Genomic DNA, 19,816 nt, shown 5'->3' on the forward strand with positions numbered 1-19,816 from the left:
CGTTTGTCGCTTTAATATGTTACTGTTTTTGAGTAATTATTAACCCATTCAAAACCTTTTGAGGTGTATTTTGAGAAAGCCTGTTAATCGTCTTGAATACAACACCCGAAGGGGTTTCTTCCCGTACTGAAAAAGTTGAGTATACACCATCGCTGAGATTGGTCGCTTGATAGCAACCCGCCCCTTGGCAGATGAGCATGGCGTCTCGGAGTCTGATTCCGGTAGAATATTCGGGAGTGCTACCTTCGACTACGAAAATATAGAACTTGGATGCATCTATATTGGTACCTACGAAAGTGCGAGCTTGGAGGGACATGGTGTTGTCATCAGCCAGAAATGCACCAAGATTTCCATCTTCCATAAGACGTTGTTTGCCTCCTATGGTATGTACTGCTTGCTGACGTAGAACCAGAAATTCTGAAACGGAACAAACCCGTACTTTACCGTCGCGAGTGACTACGACACAGTTGTCATACTCTTTCTCTGCGGTCTCTTTGATAGCAACGCCGTCTTTATAGAAGAGACCTTTGGCTTCGGTTGAATTAAATTCTCCCCCGTTAATGGCTAACCAAACTTTCAATCCGGCCTGTTCGGCACTCATGGCCTGTTCGGGTATTGTTTGTAATTCGTTGATTCCGGTCGTTTTATTGTTAGGAGACGATGCTGCTACTATGACATTTTTACTTAAATCGATGACCGCAATGATCATGCGAGTAGGTTTTTTCATGTACGTAAAAGAGAGGTCGGTGATTTCTATTCCATCACATAAATTATAGGAGGTTTCCGATTGGATACTTTGGATATATTCTACATGAGTTGCAATATTTTGCACCATAGGTGATTGGGCTCCTTTGGTGTCGAGAGCGTTGTCGTTTTCTCCACAACCGGTTATCGTTGTAATTATCAGGAGCGTTGTTAGTATACGGGTACTATGTTTTGCTAGTTGTTTCATAATCGAATATTTTCGGGTTGAAATATATTATTCCCAACCTGGGTTTTGAGGTAAAAGATTGGGGTTCAATGAAATTTCGTTTAGAGGAATGTTGAATAGATAATTCTTCTCGGTGAAATTTGGCTGATAGTCTATTCGAAGATCATAAGGCATGATAAACCCATCTTTGATAGGAACTTTGTCGGTGAGATAAGCCAATTCTTTAGCTGTATACATGTTGGATTTTGCTCCTCTCCTTGGACGATTTAACAAGTGTCCACAGTGCCAACGCAAGATATCCATGTATCGAAGTCCTTCGGCAAAAAGTTCGACACGTCGTTCGCGTCTGATTTCACGAATGAGGTAGGCGTTAGGCCCCTTGATGTCGGGATATTTTTCAATCATGTCGGGATCTTCACCCTCTGCCGGGGGAGTAGGTGATAGCATGAATGTCAGCCCGGCTCGCTTTCGGAGTAGGTTTATTGTTTTATCCAGTTCGGGATCTTCACCCAGTTCGGCTCCAGCTTCAGCTCGGATCAATAAAATTTCGGCGTAGCGGAAGATGGGGGAGTCGACACTACCTTTGAAGCGTAAATCTACATATTCGGCGGGATTATAGTATTTGGCAATGCAGTATCCCGTCGTGGAGGTTCCGTAATAGGGTCTGTCATCGGTTCCTTCCATGTAAGAGAAGATATTGGGCGCACCGCCTACTCTTTTCCCATTGACAGTTTTCCAAAGGTAGTAGCAGTCTTCGCCATCGGCTGGGTTGCAGATCGTTTGCAATAAGCGAGGGTCACGAAGTCTCATCTCTATCGAAGAACTCTTGTTTTTGTGACAGCTACATTGCGAGATGGGCAATCCTGTTTTTGCACAGAGGTATTCTTCGAAGCAGTCGCGGCTCATGCCATAATTGGATAAGGGTAAAGTACGGCTTATGTCATGGCCCATATTGATAGATGCGTCATATTCTTTGGAAAGAATAATTTCACTGTTCCCGGTGTAATTGTCTTGAATGAAAAGATTGTAATAGGGTTTATTCCCAGTGTTGTATAGGCTATATCCATATTCGGGTTTCATAAGTTCTCCGGCGGCATTGTAAGCCTCTCGGAGGAATTTTTCAGATCCCTCAAGATTCCGATACAGCCGCCATGTTCCTTCAAATAGGCAGACTCTTGCTTTAAGAGCAAGTGCGGCATCTTTGCTAACACGGGCTACATTGGTCTTTTTGGCCATTAGTTCTACGGCTCTATCTAGGCACATGAGAATAGAGTCCATGACTTCGTATCGAGAGTTTCGACCTTGATACAGTTCGGGACTATTAGTCGTCAGAGGTTTTGTATACCAAGGTACATCGCCGAAACGAACAACCTTGTTGAAATAATCCAAAGCTTTAAAGAAGTATATTTCTCCGGCATATTGGTTTTTAGCCGATTCCCCTGCTGGAGATCGCTGATAGTTGTTCAAGAATTCGTTGCACCCTCTGATAATAGACCATGACCATTGACTATCGGAGGTGGTGATGAGATTTTGTCCCCAAGCGATGTTATTGGCGCCGGTCGAATAGATATTATCCGATTGGCAGTCGATTGAGATGAATTCCATGGCTCCGTCGGTATTGGGATTTCCTTGTCCGATAATAAGTTTTGGATAGAATGTATTACAATATTGCTCCAAGGCAGAGGCATTTGCAGTCTCCCAATAGTGATTACTTTCGATTACATCCTCGGGCTTGAGATCAAGGTAGTCGTTACATCCTGAAAACAGGGGACTCAATAAAACAGAACAATAAAAAAATATTTTTTTCATAAGACTTGATACATTAGAAAGTGATGTTAATACCACAGGAATAGCTTCTCATAAAAGCATATTCTTTTCCAGAGTTGACACCGGTATTGTTGACCATATTATCTACAATATCGGGCGTCATGAATGGAGGAAGACTCGTTTTTTCCCATAAATTGAGTCCGCTGGCATATATCTTGACCTGCTCTAAGCGTAATTTGGAGAACCATTTCTTTGGAAGAGTATAGCTTATTGTTACATCTTTTAACCGGATGTATGCAGCATTCTGAAGATATTTGGTCTGTACCTGTTTGCTATGATTGAGAGAGGACGGACGTGGATAGTAGGCACTGGTATTTTCGTAACTCCACGTATTATCGATATGGTATTGGGTGATGTTTGAATTGTATATACCCCGTGAAAATCCCCAAAACAGGTCACTGTTGGTCCATAAGTCTCGTTTCCCTATTCCCTCGAACATGACTCTTACGTCGAAATTGTACCAACTGAATCCTCCCTGTAGATTGAAGTGGTATCGAGGGGTGGTATTCCCGATAATTTTTACGTCGCCGGGGTCAGAGAGAGTTACACTCCCTCTGTCTATTACCCCGTCGCCGTTAAGGTCTTTGTAGCGAATATCTCCAGGCTTCCAATTTGAGTAGATGAATTTCTGGACATAGTCCATTTCAGATGCTTCTACTTCGTTTGTGATGAATCCTTCGGTGACATAGCCCCATATTTCGCCTAACTTTTGACCTTTGTAGTACATGCCGCCTGCGATAGATCCCGTAGGATTATCATATTTGGTAATCTCTGCTTGATAGTCGGAAAGGCCTACCGATACATAATATCCGAATGGGCTTCCAAGCAGGTCATTGATATGGTCTCTCCAACTTATCTCTAGTTCCCAACCCGTTGTACGCATATCGGCGATATTCTCTTTTCCACCACTGGCGCCTAATACGGCAGGGTATGTTTTGGATCGTACCATACCGTTGACATCGCGTATATAGAAGTCGAAAGAACCACTCAATCGATTATTCAGCAAATTCCAATCGAGACCTATATTTTTAGAAATTACTTTTTCCCATGTGATGTTGGTGCTTGCTAGTGTGGGTTGATTGAGCCCTGTAATGATAGATCCGTTTATTACGTAATTTTGTAATGAGGAACTTAAGTAGCTGTAGTGTTGGTAGTAGCCATCGGTTACCTGGTTGCCTAAAGACCCGATTGAAGCCCTTATTTTAAGGTTGTCCAACCAATCTGCTGCTTCCATGAATTTTTCTTCAGAGATTCTCCATCCAATTGAGGCCGAAGGAAAGAATCCCCATTTATGACCAACAGCATATTTGGAAGAGCCATCATAGCGGCCATTCAGTTCGAGCAGATAACGCGATTGATAATCGTAGTTTGCCCGAAAAAAGAGACCTTGTACAGCCCAACTTTTTTTGGTTTCGGTTGTCGATTTGAATGTTTCGGCCATACCGGCAATAGGTAGTTCGTTGTCGAAGAGATCGGAGACTATAACTTGATTGGTCTCATAGCTTTTTTTCTCTTGATTGTATCCTACCATTATTTGAAAGTTATGATTTTGGGCAAACGATTTTTGATACTCAGCCCAGATATTGAATACGGAATATATTTCGTGTTCTTGGTTATTGGTAACGCCATTAGGGGTGATATTTTCTTCTTGTATGGCACCTCCTTCACGGTCGGGCATGGTTTGGTAAATGGTTTTTTTGTGAGCCTTTTGAGTATTGTAGTATTGGTTTTGAGTGAAATCTCCCTTTATAGAGAGTCCTTTAATAGGCTTTAAAGTAAATTGGGCGCCATACCAAAAGTCTTGAGTCTTATTGGTTTTCCTTCCCGATTCGGCCATAGTGCCAATAACACTGTTGACACCTTTTCTAATGGTTATGCCGGCATAATCACCATTCGGGAGGAATATAGGAACAGTAGGAAACATGCGATAAACTTCGTAATACCAAGTTTCGGATGAACTCCCTTCTTTATAGGGTTCGTCACTTCTCATGTCGTTGTATTTGAAATTTACGCCAAAATCGAGCCATTTGGTTATGGCTGTATTGTAGTTGAATGTCGCATTTAAACGAGAGTACGAGTCGTTTCCATAGCGGAAGATTCCGGTTTGATCTTTATATCCGAGAGATGCGTAGTAGTTGTTCCGTTCGTTCCCACCCGACAAACTTACATTGTGTTGTTGCATAAAGGCGGCTTGACGGTAAAATTCTTTCATCCAGTCGGTATTCGACACATATAGCCAACCTGGGTTGGAGGGTGTATTACGAGGGTCTTGAATCCCTTCGGTATCAACCATTACGCCGGGATTGTTAGCAGGATCGGCGATATGGGCATCGAGTAATTCTAAGAAACGGTCGCTGAAGTAATAGTCTCCCGGAGTCTCATAGTCCATCATTTGATTGACGGCTCGGCACCAAATATCGGCGCGAGGCATATCGGGTAGTCGGGCCGGGGTATTCCAAGAGAAATTGTTGTTGTAGTTGATTCGTATTTTCTTATTGTTGTCACCTCTTTTGGTTGTAATAAGTATTACACCAAAAGCACCTCTTGGCCCATATACGGCGGCCGTAGAGGCATCTTTGAGTACCGAAATGTTATCGATGTCCTGAGGATTGATAAGGGACAAATCGGATATTTCGACCCCATCGACTAAAATGAGAGCACTACCACCATTCAGAGAGGTATTTCCTCGGATGTTGTAACTGGCAGCTTGGTTGGGTTGTCCACTATTGAATGTAATATTGAGATTAGGAATTACACCTTGCAGACCTTGGGCTACATTTGCAATAGGGCGATCATTTAGAATATCACCAGATACAGAAGCGACAGCTCCTGTTAGATTCAGCTTTTTTTGTGTGCCATATCCTACTACTACAACCTCATTTAGAGACGAAGATATTTCTTTTAAAGTAATGTGTATAGAGTTGTTTGACGGGGAGACCTTTTGTGATTGAGTTTCAAACCCTACATAAGAGATGGTTAATTCGGCTTCTTTGTCCGAATCTATTTCAAGATGGAAATTTCCATCGATATCGGAGATGGTACGCTCTTTCCCATTGGCTATAAAGATATTGACCCCAGGTAGAGGGTCGCTGTTTTCATCGACAATACGACCTGAAACAATGTATCTGTTCGGCTCTGTTTCTATAGGGGTACTTTGAGCTGTCGTTCGGCTCTTTTTAGCTACAATGATTTGTCTCCCTTTTATAGTATAGGTGAGATTTTGTTGGGGTAATATCTTATCCAGAACTTTTGCGACAGGTTCATTCGTGACTTTGACATTGATGCGGACATTGGGGTCGATGATACTTTTGTTGAAAAAGAAGATATATCCACTTTCTTTTTCAAGGGCATGAAAAAATGTAACTAACGAGACATTCGATAGGTTTAATGTTACCCCCTTTTTAGATTCATTGGCAACGGAGAGGAAAGGTAAACTTATAAAAAAGCAAAATAATAATGTTTTCTTTAAAATAAGTGTTAACTGATTGCCGGTCGTTTTTAACCGCAAATTTAATTTCATATCTTTGGATAATTAAAATTAGTGAATAACAAAACGGTTTTTTTACTAATTGTTAACCGGATAGTATCTAGCCCATATTATCCGGCTTTTTATGTGTTTTTGCTGTATTATTCGTTGTTCATAGGCATTAGTAGATTGTTGTGTTTATATTAGTGTCGGATATTAGGGCTTGGGATATACTATTATTTTTTCTCCTTCTCGTCGATAGGCGAGAGGCACTGTATAAGCAATTGCTTCCAATACGTCGTCAATCGAAAGGTTCAAATCCATATTTCCATAGCAGGTATCGTTATTTAGCGAGGTAATACCTTCGATAGGTATATTGTAATAGCGCGAGAGTGATTTGAGTATGTCGTGTAACTTCATATCATTGAAGTTGATGATATCGTCTTTCCAACAGATGTAAGGTGTTACATCGACATTCCTTACATTTGTTTGTCCGCATTCATAAGCTAGTCTCTGATTGGGTGAGAGTTTGGTACGGCTTTCGCCGGTTGTAACTTCTACACTCCCTTTTACAAGGGTAACTGACGATTGTGTATCGATATGATAGTCCGAAACATTAAACTTCGTACCTAAAACTTTTACTTCGATGCGATTGGTTTTTACGATGAACGGGTGATTTACGTCTCTTCGCACATCGAGGTAGATTTCACCATCGACATATAAGTGCCGATTCTCTTCGAAATCGGATTTATATATAACTCTAGAACCCGAATTGATCCATAAGGCCGAGCCATCGGGTAGCGTCATGTGTGAGCGTTTTCCGTAGGGTACTATTATTTGGCTGTTAGTCGTTTTGGATTTTGCATTTATGTTGGCAACTTGTACATCATCGACCATGATTACTCCACCTTTTTCAATTGATATACTTGCCATTGTTTTGTCGACATTGATAGATTGATTGTCGTCAATGATAATTTGAATGTTATTTCCCATTTCTACCGAATCGGAGAGAAGGGCTAGGCAAGCATCGGGAGTTTGTACAAAGTACTCTTTTGATAAGAACCAAACACTTGTAGAGAGTATGAGCCCTATTGCTATACTGGCTGCAATTCCCCATTTCTTGAAACTACGAGATCTTTTGCGCTTTTTCCCGGCTCGTTTGTAGATATTGTTGAGTAGATCGTTTTTGTAAGAATTTATGAAAATGTTCTTATCGGGAGTTATTGAGATACTACGTATCATGGAAATAGCCAAATCTATTTTTCTCTCTTCTCCCGGATATTTTTTCTTGTAAGCTTCTAAATCAAAATCGGATTTTTGAGGACCATACTTTGCCCACAGAAAAAGTTCATCGTCGAGAATGAATTTCTCTATATCTGTAAATGTATGGTCCTTGTTCATCTTTTTATGTTTTCTCGCTTTAGAGAGGTCCTTTCATATAGAAGACAAAGCAAGGGGCTATTTTATACTCACAGGGATGCTAATTTTTTGTGGAGGATTCAAGTTATATTAGGATAATAATGGATACTTTGGTAGAGCTTTCCCGTAATTTTTGCAGACTGCGAGAAATAAGATTCCGAGCCGATTGAGTGTTTATGTCCATGATTTGAGCTATTTCATCGATTGTCATATCATGGATGAATCGCAGGTAAATAATCTCTTTTTGCCTTTCGGTCAAAGAGTCCATTATGTTCTTTACTTCATCGGTTAGAGCATATTTATCTTGAGAAAATAGTTTTTCTTCTATGGTATAAGAAAGTGTAAACTCCAGATTTTCGATATTGAGTTCGGTACTTCTAGCGTTACGTATCAGTTGATTGTAAATTGTGTTTTTCAGAGCCCTAAATAGAAAAGGTTTAAGTCGGGAGGTGTCGTTGAGGGTAAAACTCTTCTGGTAAAGTTTCAGAAACAGGTCTTGAATAGCATCTTCAACGACTTCTTGGTTTCGACTCAAGCGCCAACCATAGTGCATTAAATCATCAAACAGAGCATTGTATAAGGGAGAAAATGCGTCGTCATCTCCACATAAGAATTGTAGATAGAGTTGTTGAATATGTTTTTCTTTGGTTAACATTATGGCAAATTAGATTTTGGTCAAAAGAGCTCAGTGTGAATGAATCCTGTCGAAATACGGCGGAAATTTACAAATATATTTAAGTTTACCAAAATTATATTCCAATTTTTATGGTTAATATATCTATTCTCTGATATATACAAAAAAAAGTCGCCCCGGGTGAGAGGCGACTTTTGTGGTGTATGGAGGTCGGTTTTTATCGGGTTCGTCGTACCGAGCGGACAGGAGCCGATGAGGTCTTTTGCTGCTTGGGTTGCTTTTGCTTTTTGGCTTTGGCCTCTTTCTGTTTCTTGGCTCGGGAGGAGCGCGAGGTACTTTTCTCTTCTTTCTCCTCCTTGGCGGTTACCTCTTCGCCGTTGGCTTTGGCCTCTTTGGCCTCTTGAGCCTCGCGGGCTTTGGCCAGCTCCTCGGGGGTAGGTACCCACAGGTTTTTGTTGAAGTTCTTCAGCTGGGTCTCGATGCTGTCTTGAGCCTGTTTGAGCGTCGAGTCGTTGGGGTACATTTGCATGAGCGACTGGTTGCGGAGGTTCTGGGTCTTGTAGATTTCGCCGTCGTACATGCGCATCTGGAAGTAGTCGTCGTAGTTATACTGCGCGATGTTGTTCTCGTTGCTGGCCAGGATATACTGACGGGCAATGTAGGGGCGGATGTCGTTGTACTTGACCCAGAACATGGGGTATTTCACCGGCTCGCCGCCGAAGTCGCCGGTGCGGTGCAGCACGGGGCAGAGGGCCTCGATCGAGGGTTTCAGCTGCGAGGTGCGGCGGTCGAATTTCCACTTCTCCAGAATGTAGTACGAGAGTACCTCGTTGGCGGGGATGTCGCTCTCTTCGAGGGTGAACCGGGGGTTCTTCTCGGAGTAGCCCTTGGCCTCGGCATAGAGTATGTGGAAGCGGTCGAACATCTCGCGCACCTTGATGCGGTATTCGTCGGTGAAGATTTCGCGCCCGTCGAGGTATTCGTAGGCAGCTATCTGGTTGTTGGCCAGCAGCTTCATGATGATTCGGAAGAGGTTCTCCTGATCGGCGGTCGACTCTTCGGGGTAGTAGAGCGGCAGATTCTTCTCTTTGGTGAGGTCGATTTGCCGATAGATGACCCGCATCCAGGGGATGTCGGCGTCCGAGGCATCCTGGGTGTCGTAGAGCGACTGGGCCCGCACGCTCAACTGGGTGTCGGGCTTTTTGCTGTCGTTGGAGTCGCTTTTCTTGATTACTTGCGCTTGACCACCCACCACCGAGAGCAGCAGGCCGAGGGTGAGGCAGCTTTTTATCAGGATATTCATGTTTATCGAATTGTATGTCATATTATTAGCCTTAGTTTACAATTACTTCGATAGGCGAGAGGTCGCGCTCTATGCCGTCGGGACCCACGGCCCGAACTCTCGAGATATAGAACCGCTTGCCTCGCGAGAGCCGGCGGAAGGAGTCTTTCTGCCGTTGCGAGAAGTTGGCTCCGTCGGAGACTTCGGGAATGGCATTACCCATGGAGTCGAAGAAGACCGTTTCGAATCGCAACACGCGGTACGACACGTTCAGCAGGTCGTCGTCGATGGCCGCCTGTATGCCGGGGGCTGCGAGCAGCCGGGTCTTGGGGAAGGGCTTCCCGCCTTTGTATTTCTGTTCATAGCCGTTCTCGTCCTTGTAGGCGATGTAGGGCATGGGGTCGGGCAGTTGCCGCACGCGGAACTGGGTGTTGGCTACCGTCTGCGAACGGCCGTCCATGGTGGCCGTTACGGTGATGACGGCGTTTTGTCCCACCTTGGAGGGTTTGGCAATCCAGTTGTCGCCCTGCCGGGTGAGGGTTCCGTTGGTCATGGTGGCCTGGATGGCGTGGTTGGGGATACCGGGAACCGATATGCTGATGGGGTTGCCGATACCGGCGTAGAGTACGTTCATCAAGGTGGCCGAGATGGTGGCGCTGGGTTCTACTACGGTGTAGGACGAGGAGAACTCGTGGCGCGTCATGGAGCCGTCGCCCCGCGGTACCTCGAGGTATCCCTTGAAGTCGAATATGCCGGTGCTGCCGCAATAGGTCTCGTAGAGGCCGCGGTTCTCGTCGGGCAGGCGTTTGCCGTTGATGTAGATGGCCGGCCGCTGGGTGGTATCGATGGCGGCCAGCACGATGTTGGCGCTGTATTTGCCGCCCCGCATGATGTGTTTGGAGTTGGGGATGACAAAGGCGTTGAGCTGGTTCACGCGCACGTCGCCCTCGTCGATGTTGTTGATGAGGGTGTGCAGGGCCTCGCTCTCGGCGTAGCGCACGTCGCTCTGTATTTTGGTGAGGATGGTGACGGCGGCGATGACGGGCATGTTTTCAAACATGGTCGTCTCCCACAGAGAGGGGTTGTTCACCACCCGTCTGTTGCCCGAGTGAATCGAGGTCGAGAGGTAGTTTTCGATGGTGGCCCGTTTCACCGAGTCGGTCATGAAGCCGCTGATGAGGGTACGGTAGTCGTCGATCTTTTTTCTCAGTTTCGCACCTTGCCGTTGGGCGGGCGAGAGCATGATGTATGAGGCGGCCTCGAGGTCGTCCTGGCGTTCGATATTGTTCACGTCGCCGTCTTTACCGTCGGCTTTCTTGACGATGAGGGTCTTGAGCGAGTCGATGTAGTTGTACAGCTCTGAGGTTTGTCGTTTGACATCCAGCGATTTCTTGTACCACTGGCCGCCCTTTTCGGGGTTCTGGCTGTTGAAGGCAGCCAGTTTCTGGTAGAGGGCGTCGTTTTGGAGCGAAGCATTCGAGGTAGATCTTTCCAATCCGTCTTCAACCTGCTTGAATCCGTTGAGCACATCGGACGACACGTTGAGGGCCAGCATGGCAGTGAGGACGATATACATGAGGTTTATCATCTTCTGCCGGGGTGAAAGTCTGTTGTTATTCGATGCCATGTCGTTACTTTTGTTCGGGGTCGTCTTTGGGTTTCTCGGTCGGGTCGGGGGTGGGTGCGGGCGCAGGTGCGCCTCCCATGGGCCGGTACATGTTGATGGTCATGGCGGTGATCATCTTCTCGTAGACCGAGTTGAGTTGTTGTATGTATTGGGTCATCTTTTCGGCCTCCTGGCAGTAGCGGGTACTGTCCGATGCCGAGCGTTCGTACATGTCGCGTATGTTGCGCAGGCCGGTGTTCACGCGGTCGATGTTGTCGATTTGCGAACTGATGCTCTTCAGCTGTATCTCGTAGATGGTGTTCAAGCCGTTGATGTTGCGGTTGAGGGTCTCCATGCCGGTGACGTAGCCTTGCGAGGTGTCCGAGATGCCCTCGGAGTTCTCGGTGATGTTGCGGTACGACTGCAACAGCGTGTTCGATACGGCCGTGAGGCTCTCGGTGGTCTGGCGCAACCGGTCCATCTGCTCGGCGATACCCGAGAGTTGGGTAAGGTATTGCTGGGTAGCGTCGGTGAGTTCGGCCATGCGCGAGAGCTGGTCGGCTGCGGCCGACATCTTCTGGATGCTGTCGGTGAGGCTTTGGGTATCGGCTTCGCTCAGGTTGAGACCTTCGGGGATACCTACGGCCCGACGGGCGTCTGCGGCCGATACTTCGGGTTGGCCGCCTCCGGCATATCCACCGCCGTTACCGCCGTTACCACCATTGCCGCCTTTGCCGTTACCGCCGATGATGACGGTTCCGCCACCACCGCCCGAGAAATCGGGACGGTCTTCGGGGTTCTTGCTGTTCAGCACGGGGAATACCTCTTCCCAGTGATAGGTCTTGGGCGGGGTATCGAAGGCCGAGAGGATGAACATGAGCACCTCGGTACCCATACCGATCGACAGCAGCAAGCTGCCGCCGGGGAGGTGCAGAATCTTGAACAGGGCACCCCAGATAACGACGGCGGCGCCTAAACTGTATGCAAAATTGAAAAAGCGTTGTCCCTTGTCGCTCGAAAGGAACTTTTCAATGCGGTTTTTATATCTTTTGTATTTTCCCATGATTCCTGAACTGTTTTATATAGGTGGGGTTGAATTATCTACGTACTTTGGCGAACCCGATCTGGGAGCGTACGCAGCGGAAGCCGATGTAGGAGCGTTGCTCGTTCTGGTATTCCCACATGCGTATGTCGGAACGGATAAAGTTCGACACATCTTTCCACGAACCGCCCCGTACCACCTTGCGCTTCATGCGGTAGGGGTCCTCTTTGGCGGCGTTGTACTTGTATTCGGGGTTGAGGTCGCTGGTGTTTTGCGAGATGGCCTCGGTGTAGGCCGTCGAGGTCCATTCCGATACGTTACCGGCCATGTCGTAGAGGCCGAACTCGTTGGGCGAGTAGGAGCCTACGGGCGAGGTGATGAGGTTGCCGTCCTTCACGTAGTTACCGTCGTCGGGTTTGAAGTTGGCATAGAAGCACCCCTTTTCGGCCATCGGCAGGTTGCCGGCCCAGGGGTATTTGTTCTCGTTCTTTCCGGCACGGGCGGCATATTCCCACTCGGCCTCGGTGGGGAGGCGGTAGGGCTCTATCACGACGGAGTTGCGGCCGAGCGAGCCCTTGAGCAGGGCGGTGCGCCAGGCGCAGAAGGCGTTGGCCTGTTCCCACGACACACCCACCACGGGATAGTCGTTGTAGCCGGCGTGCGAGAAGTAGAGCCGCACGTAGGGTTCGTTGTAGGCATTCTCAAAGTCGTTGACCCATACCGTGGTGTCGGGGTAGATGTTGATGATATAGGTGTTGAGGAAATCGAACTCGCTGCCCAGGGGACGGGTGATGGTCTCGCGGATGATGCGGCCGTCGTCGTCGATATAGGCGGTGTCTTTCGAAATCATCACCACTTCGTCGTAGTTGGGGGTGTGGTCGGTGTTGAGGTCGCGCAAGGCGGGGTCGAGGCGGTTTTTCCGCTTCGAAGCCTCGGTATAGTCATACACCTCGTACCGATAGTTCATTTGCGAGGCGTCGAGCTGTTTCTGACCCGTAATGGGGTTGATGCGGTAGACGCTCTCGATGGCGCGGGCCTCGTCTTCGGTGGGGTTGCGCCAGGGGATAGCCTTGTCCCAGTTGAGGCGGGGCTTGATGGGGTTTCCTTCGCGGTCCTCTTCGATTTTGAAGACCTCGTTACCGCCGTAGGCAGGGTCGGCCAGACGCTCGCGGATGATGGAGTCGCGCACCCAGAATACAAACTGTTTGTATTTCGAGTTGGTGATTTCGGTCTCGTCCATCCAGAAGGCGTCGATCGAGACCGATCGGGGTTCCTGCTGGGTGCCCCAAACCGTGTCCTTCTCGGCGGGTCCCATCTTATACGAACCGCGGGAGATGAGTACCATGCCGTAGGGGGTGGGCTCATTCCATGCCGTACCTCCGACTCCTGTCACTTCACCGCTGTGGCGCGACGAGGGGGAGCACGATGCGAGGAGAATGGCGAGTGTGATATACACGATTATCTTTTTCATAGGCTACAGCTACATTATGCGTATGCTTTTATGTTTGTTCTTGTTCTTGTCCGACAGGTCGAGTTTCAAACGGTATCCGAGAAAGACCTCGTGGCTCCCGCTGCTGGCTTTGACGATAGCCGATGCCGGGTAGTCGTAGGCATATCCCGCGATGAAGTTCTTATATTCGGCACCTATCATGAATATGTAGGCATCTTTCCAGCGGTAGGAGAGGCCACCCCAAAACAACTTGTTGTATTTCAAGCGGCACGATAATTCGTATTGTGTCACGTTGAGGTTGCTTTTCACCATCATGGAAGGCTGCACTTCATATAACGTGTTTTTAATGGGAATATTGCTTCCGGCGATAAAATAATAGGATCGGCCGATATAGGTTTCGTATTTGTCCTCAAAAGTGAGATGGGGCTCGTTGAGGTGCGACACCGACAAGCCGGCATAGAACCAGGGGTGCGAGTACCACACGCCGAACGACATGTCGAAGGTCATGCCTTGCAGCTCGGTGGTGGGTATTCCGTCGTCGGTCGCCTGGTGATAGTCGCTCGTGGGGATGCTCACCTGGGTTCCGTCGAACCGTTCGTCGAGCATGCCCAACTGCACGCCCAGGCTGAGGACGCCCGTCCACAACTTCAGTTTGAAGGCGTATTGCGCCCCTACAATCAGGTGGGAGTAGAGACCCTCGGTCTCGGAGGTGACGACCAGACCCACGCCGTGGTTCTGTTTCAGAAACTTGAAGGGCATGTCGCCGGTGACGAAGTAGGTCTGCGGTGCTCCCGGCATGCCTATCCACTGTTGCCGGGTCGAGGTGAGTATGTTCAGTTTGTCGGTGCTGCCGGCGGCTGCCGGGTTGTAATAGCCGGGGAGCGCCCAGTATTGGCTGAACTGCGTGTCGATCTGGGCCTTTGCAGGGGCAAAGACCAGACAGCACAAGGCAACGACAACGATTTTCGCAATCTTCATACTCTCTTTCCCGGACGCTTTTCGGTGGCGTTCGTCAAAATCCCGGTATTTATAATAACTGAAAACAGCCTTTAAAATTGTTTGACACAACCGATTTCGGGCGCGAAATTACGAAAAGTGAAAGTATATGCGTGCTTTTTCGTCTCGAAAAATGTGCTTACAATCGCTCTCGGGGCGTTGTCGTCGGTTGTCTGTGGAGCTCGTGACGGACTTGGCTGATAAAAATCTGGAGCCGGCTTGTTTTTCTACTTTCGACTTTCTCATCTTTGCAGAAGACAAGATGCGGTTCGGCATAGCCAAAAATGAAAACTTGGCTTTCTTTTTGCCTCTGCTCTCACCTTTCATTATCTTTGTAGGGCAGAAGGTTATCGACTGCCATTGGGTATATGGAAGAGAATTTGAAGAAAAAGACGACAAAGGCGCTCGTGTGGAGTTCGGCCGACAAGTTGGGACAACAGCTGTTCTATCTGGTGGCCGGTATCATCTTGGCGCGGCAGCTTTCGCCTACCGACTACGGAAAGGTGGGGGTGCTTACCATCTTTATCGCGCTCTCGGGCATCTTGATCGATAGCGGTTTCTCTTCGGCACTTATCCGCAAGAAGGAGGCGACGCAGGCCGATTACAGCACGGTGTTCTATCTCAATATCGCCATCAGTTGCCTGCTCTACGGGTTGCTCTACGCGGCAGCTCCATGGATTGCCGACTTCTTCAACGAGCCCGACCTTACAGCCATCTGCCGGGTGCTCTTTCTGGTTATCCCCATGAATGCGCTCTCGCTCATTCAGCAGACGCTGCTTTTCAAGCACTTCAAGCTCTCGGTGAATGCGCGGGTCAACCTGTGGGCACTGGGGCTGGCCTCGATTGCGGCGGTAGTGATGGCCTACTGCGGCATGGGAGTATGGGCTCTGGTTACCCAGACGCTGGGGTTGGCTGCACTGCGGGCCCTCTTTTTCTGGCTCTTTAACGACTGGCGGCCGCAGTGGGTCTTCCGCATGGAGTCGTTGCGCGAGTTTTTCGGCTACAGTTCCAACCTGGTGGTCTCGGGTATCATCAACAACGTGTTCAACAAAATCTATCCCATCATCATCGGTAAGTTCTACGGCATGACACAGACGGGCTATTATACCCAGGCCGACAAATATCAGGATATAGCCTCGTCGCTCATCAGCAACATATTCCGCTCGGTAGCCTTTCCGGTATTCTCGACCGTGCAGGACGACCTGCCGCGGCTCAACCGCATCTGCCGGAAGAATGTGAAGGCCATCGCCTTCTTCATTTTCCCCATCATGCTGCTCATGATTGTGGTATCCTACCCGTTTATCCTCCTGGTGCTCAAGGCTCAGTGGCTCCCTTCGGTGCCCTACTTCCGATTGTTGTGCCTCTCGGGTATCTGCTCGCCCTTTATCATTCTCTTTTACGATTTGTTCAATAGCTTGGGCTATTCGCGACTCAATCTCTTTATCGAGATTGGCAAGAAGTCTTATCTCTTTCTGGGTATCGCCCTGTTCTATTCGTCGGGTATTATGAGCCTTATCGTGTGGTGGGTCTCGTATTCGTTGCTGTCGCTGGTCACGGGCATATTTTTTGCCCGCAGGTTCATCGGCTATGGCTTTGGCGGATACCTCAAGGATATATCTCCTTATTTCCTGCTGGCATTAGGTTCGGCCATCGTTTCGGCTGGAGTCTACCTGTTGTTGCCGGGCGACGTGTGGAGGTTGTGCATTGTGCCGTTGGTCTACGCTGTCGCCTACCTGGGCGGAGCCTATCTGCTGAAGCTGGAGATGTGGCAAGAGAGCATGTCGATGTTGAAAGCCCGCTTGCAGAAAGGAGGTGAGGCGTGACGTTACAGAATGGAGCTCAGTGCCCCCGGGTGCTCACGATTATCGTCTCGTACAACTTCGAGCCGTGGATAGAGCGTTGTCTGGGTAGCCTCGAGCAGTCGCACTATCCGACCGATGTAGTGGTGGTCGACAATGCTTCGACCGACCGCACGGTAGAGATTCTCGCTGAGAAATATCGATGGGTTCGTCTGTTGAGGAGTCAAAGAAACTTGGGCTTCGGACAGGCCAACAACTTGGGCATGAAGATAGCTATTGACGAAAATTACGACTATGTATTTCTGCTCAATCAGGATGCCTGGATTGAGCCCGACACCATAGGTTCATGGGTGGAGTTGTCGCAGCAGAATCCCGAGTATGGCGTGATTTCGCCGGTTCATTTCAACGGACAGGGCAGTCGTCTCGACAGTTCATTTGCCCGATATATAGGAGGTAAATTACCCATTTCATCGAAAAAATCGGCTCTCGTCGAGGTGACGTTCATCAATGCGGCATTTTGGTTTATACCCGTAACGGTATTGCGGAAAGTGGGTGGCTTCTCGCCCCTCTTCTTCCATTATGGCGAGGATGTCGACTATATCCACCGAGTCCGTTACTACGGCTATCGGGTGGGGTATGCTCCGCAGACAAAAGGGTATCACGACCGGCAGGATCGGCCCACGCCTCGTGCCATGCAGATGCGCCTTGACCGCATCTATTACCTCACAGTGGTTGCCGATGTAAACGGCTCTCTTTTCAGCCGTCTGTGGGGAGGTATCCTGGCTCCGTGGAAACCGGCCTTGCGGGCTCTCTTGCGAGGGCGCTGGAGCGAGGTCCTTTTCTATGTTGCGGCAAGCGGTCGACTATTGTGGCAGTACAGCTACATTACCGCCGTGAGGGAGAGCTGCAAGCGAGGTCTCCCGGTATTCCTGGAATCTATTCATTCGAAAATACGACCGATATGGAATTAGCTCCTGTCATATTGTTTGTCTACAACCGGCCCGAGCACACCCGTATCTGCCTGGAGCATCTGGAGCAGAACAAGCTGGCTGCCGAGAGCGAGCTCTATATCTTTGCCGACGGGGCCAAACCGGGCAGCGAGGAGGCCGTGGCAGCCGTGCGCCGGGTGGTGTCCCGGCCCTGGAAATTCCGCCGGGTGACGGTGGTGGAGCGTCCCGAAAATAGGGGGTTGGCCGCCAATGTCATCGACGGAGTCACGACTGTGCTGAAGCAGTACGACCGGGTGATTGTGCTGGAAGATGACCTGGTGGTGTCGCCCTGGTTCCTGCGCTTTATGAACGATGCCCTTGAGACCTATAAAGAGGAGGAGCAGGTGTGCCATGTGACTTGCCACATGCTCGACCACAAGGGTCGTTTGCCCGAAACCTTCCTTATCAAGTGGTGCAACAGTTGGGGGTGGGGTACCTGGCGTCGGGCCTGGCAATACTTCGAGCCCGACGGGGCCAAGCTGTTGCACGAAATCGAGTCGCGCGGGCTCTGCTGGCAGTTCGACCTCGACGGCGGCTTTCACTTCACCCAGATGTTGCGCGACCAGATTGCCGGGCGCAACAACTCGTGGTTCGTGCGGTGGTATGCCTCTCTCTTCCTGCGTGACAAACTCATGCTGGGCACCGAGCGGTCGTTGGTCGACAACGTGGGTTTCGACGGCAGCGGCACCCACTGCAACACCATGCAGCTCTGCACGCAGACCCTCGACCCCAATCCCATCGAGGTGGTGCCCATTTCACCAATCAAGGAGTGCCAGCTTGCCCGCAAGGTCTATTCGCGTACCTATCGTTACAACTATTCCTACCGGCACAAACTGCTGGTATTTATCGGCAACCTGTGGATTCGATTATTTAAAAAGAGGAGATGAACCGATGAGAGACTTAACCCGCCTGGCCAGCCGCATCGTCATGTTTTTCATGCAGTTTTACTACCGCTTGGCCCACCATTCGCGTGTATCGTACAAGGCCTATATCAACGGCCGTACCCGCCTCGAGGGCTACAACACCATACAGGACAACGTGCTGCTGGCCGGGGCCCGCATAGGCCGGGGTACCTACATTTGCCGCGGCAGCAACTTCACCGATGCCGAGGTGGGGCCCTTCTGCTCCATCGGGCGCAACGTGCGCATTGTCAACGGGCAGCACCCCACCCATACCTTTGTCTCTACCCACCCCGCCTTCTTCTCGCCCCACGGCCAGCCGGGATTCTCGTTTGTGCGGGAGCAACGGTTCGAGGAGAGCCGCTACTGCGACCCCGAGCGGGGCATCAGCATCGAGGTGGGGGCCGACGTGTGGATGGGCAACAACGTGACGCTCATGTCGGGTATACGCATCGGCACGGGTGCCGTCATTGCCACGGGAGCCGTGGTGGTGAACGATGTGCCGCCCTATACGATTGTAGGCGGGGTACCTGCCCGTGAGATACGCAAGCGGTTCGACGACCGGCAGATTGCCTATCTGCTCGCCTCGCGCTGGTGGGAACGCCCCTTCGACCAGCTTCGCCAGCAGGCCGACAGCTTTGCCGATATAGAGTTATTCATGAAAAACAAGTTATGATGGAGAGTCCGCTTTTCTCGATTATCACGATTACCTTCCATGCGGAGGCTACATTGCCCGCCACGTTGCAGAGTGTCGAGTGCCAAACCTTTACCGATTATGAGTATCTGGTGGTCGACGGAGCCTCGACCGACGGCACGGTAGCCCTGGCCCGGGCCTCGTGGGCCGTCACCTCGGTGACGAGCGAACCCGACCGGGGGCTTTACGACGCCATGAACAAGGGACTGCGCCGGGCTAAGGGCCGATACCTCATCTTTCTGAATGCCGGCGATGCCCTGCATGCCCCCGATACGTTGCAGAAAATAGCCCGTTCCATCGAAAAAACCGACCCCGACATCGTCTATGGCGAGACGGCTCTCGTCGATGCCCGGCGCCGTTTCGTGGCCATGCGTCGGTTGCAGGCCCCCGAGGTGTTGACGGTGAAGAGTTTCCGCATGGGTATGCTGGTGTGCCACCAGGCTTTCGTGGTGCGGCGGGCGATAGCTCCCGAGTATGATTTGCAATATCGCTATTCGGCCGATTACGACTGGTGTATCCGCTGCATGCTGGCGGCCCGCACGATTACCAACACGCACGAGACCCTCGTCGACTACCTCAACGAGGGGGTTACCACCGCCAACCGCAAGGCCTCGCTGCGTGAGCGATATGCGATTATGTGTCGTTACTACGGCACGCTGCCCACCTTCGTGCGTCACCTGTGGTTTGCCGTGCGTTTTGCCGCAGCCCGATTGACCGGCCGTGAATAGTAATATACAGCTTATGGAACAGGCACCGGCCACACCGCTCCCGACCGCTCCATG

The 19,816-nt window shown here is 49.6% G+C and carries 15 protein-coding genes; 5 read left to right on the forward strand and 10 right to left on the reverse strand.

Annotation, left to right across the window (positions count from 1 at the left end; translation table 11 throughout):
• Positions 1 to 19 precede the first annotated feature (19 nt).
• From ABGT88_RS01270 to ABGT88_RS01315, 10 genes are all read right to left on the reverse strand, one after another.
• Entirely contained in the window at positions 20 to 952 is a 933-nt protein-coding gene (locus tag ABGT88_RS01270) for a phosphodiester glycosidase family protein (protein WP_258327833.1), read from the reverse strand.
• Between the two features lie 27 nt (positions 953 to 979).
• Positions 980 to 2,740 carry a RagB/SusD family nutrient uptake outer membrane protein gene (locus tag ABGT88_RS01275; protein WP_258327832.1) on the reverse strand — a complete coding sequence of 587 codons (1,761 nt, stop codon included), beginning with the start codon at positions 2,738 to 2,740 and terminating at the stop codon, positions 980 to 982.
• A 13-nt stretch (positions 2,741 to 2,753) separates the two neighbouring features.
• Positions 2,754 to 6,278, reverse strand: coding sequence for a TonB-dependent receptor (locus tag ABGT88_RS01280; protein WP_346699975.1), 3,525 nt, complete (start codon positions 6,276 to 6,278; stop codon positions 2,754 to 2,756).
• 162 nt (positions 6,279 to 6,440) lie between these two features.
• Complete coding sequence (locus tag ABGT88_RS01285) at positions 6,441 to 7,625, reverse strand: FecR family protein (protein ID WP_258327830.1); 1,185 nt, start codon at positions 7,623 to 7,625, stop codon at positions 6,441 to 6,443.
• A 103-nt stretch (positions 7,626 to 7,728) separates the two neighbouring features.
• On the reverse strand, positions 7,729 to 8,298 hold the full coding sequence (locus tag ABGT88_RS01290; protein ID WP_258327829.1) for an RNA polymerase sigma factor: 570 nt from the start codon (positions 8,296 to 8,298) through the stop codon (positions 7,729 to 7,731).
• A 196-nt stretch (positions 8,299 to 8,494) separates the two neighbouring features.
• A complete protein-coding gene (gldN, locus tag ABGT88_RS01295; protein WP_300133247.1) occupies positions 8,495 to 9,601 on the reverse strand; it encodes a gliding motility protein GldN in 1,107 nt (368 codons plus the stop codon).
• Positions 9,602 to 9,611: 10 nt separating this feature from the next.
• Entirely contained in the window at positions 9,612 to 11,186 is a 1,575-nt protein-coding gene (gene gldM / locus ABGT88_RS01300) for a gliding motility protein GldM (RefSeq protein WP_346699979.1), read from the reverse strand.
• Between the two features lie 4 nt (positions 11,187 to 11,190).
• The gene (gene gldL, locus ABGT88_RS01305; protein WP_258327827.1) at positions 11,191 to 12,228 is read right to left on the reverse strand and encodes a gliding motility protein GldL; all 1,038 of its coding nucleotides are present in this window, start codon (positions 12,226 to 12,228) and stop codon (positions 11,191 to 11,193) included.
• Positions 12,229 to 12,262: 34 nt separating this feature from the next.
• The gene (locus ABGT88_RS01310; RefSeq protein ID WP_087407789.1) at positions 12,263 to 13,678 is read right to left on the reverse strand and encodes an SUMF1/EgtB/PvdO family nonheme iron enzyme; all 1,416 of its coding nucleotides are present in this window, start codon (positions 13,676 to 13,678) and stop codon (positions 12,263 to 12,265) included.
• Between the two features lie 9 nt (positions 13,679 to 13,687).
• The gene (locus ABGT88_RS01315) at positions 13,688 to 14,635 is read right to left on the reverse strand and encodes a type IX secretion system membrane protein PorP/SprF (RefSeq protein WP_087407788.1); all 948 of its coding nucleotides are present in this window, start codon (positions 14,633 to 14,635) and stop codon (positions 13,688 to 13,690) included.
• Between the two features lie 386 nt (positions 14,636 to 15,021).
• On the opposite strand from ABGT88_RS01315, the gene ABGT88_RS01320 reads away from it, so the two are divergent.
• Genes ABGT88_RS01320 through ABGT88_RS01340 form a run of 5 tightly spaced genes read left to right on the forward strand, consistent with a single transcriptional unit; the run spans position 15,022 to position 19,762 of the window.
• Positions 15,022 to 16,476, forward strand: coding sequence for a lipopolysaccharide biosynthesis protein (locus tag ABGT88_RS01320; RefSeq protein ID WP_300133243.1), 1,455 nt, complete (start codon positions 15,022 to 15,024; stop codon positions 16,474 to 16,476).
• The gene (locus tag ABGT88_RS01325) at positions 16,473 to 17,423 is read left to right on the forward strand and encodes a glycosyltransferase family 2 protein (protein WP_087407785.1); all 951 of its coding nucleotides are present in this window, start codon (positions 16,473 to 16,475) and stop codon (positions 17,421 to 17,423) included. The genes ABGT88_RS01320 and ABGT88_RS01325 overlap by 4 nt, the downstream gene beginning before the upstream one ends.
• Complete coding sequence (locus ABGT88_RS01330) at positions 17,414 to 18,328, forward strand: glycosyltransferase family 2 protein (protein WP_258327826.1); 915 nt, start codon at positions 17,414 to 17,416, stop codon at positions 18,326 to 18,328. Before ABGT88_RS01325 ends, ABGT88_RS01330 begins: the two co-directional genes overlap by 10 nt.
• A gap of 4 nt (positions 18,329 to 18,332) precedes the next feature.
• Entirely contained in the window at positions 18,333 to 19,016 is a 684-nt protein-coding gene (locus ABGT88_RS01335; protein ID WP_346699983.1) for a CatB-related O-acetyltransferase, read from the forward strand.
• Positions 19,013 to 19,762, forward strand: a complete 750-nt coding sequence (locus ABGT88_RS01340; RefSeq protein ID WP_346699985.1) for a glycosyltransferase family 2 protein — start codon at positions 19,013 to 19,015, stop codon at positions 19,760 to 19,762. The genes ABGT88_RS01335 and ABGT88_RS01340 overlap by 4 nt, the downstream gene beginning before the upstream one ends.
• Positions 19,763 to 19,816: the final 54 nt, after the last annotated feature.

It is taken from the genome of Barnesiella sp. An22 (genome assembly GCF_963931395.1).
GTDB lineage: Bacteria > Bacteroidota > Bacteroidia > Bacteroidales > Barnesiellaceae > Barnesiella > Barnesiella merdigallinarum.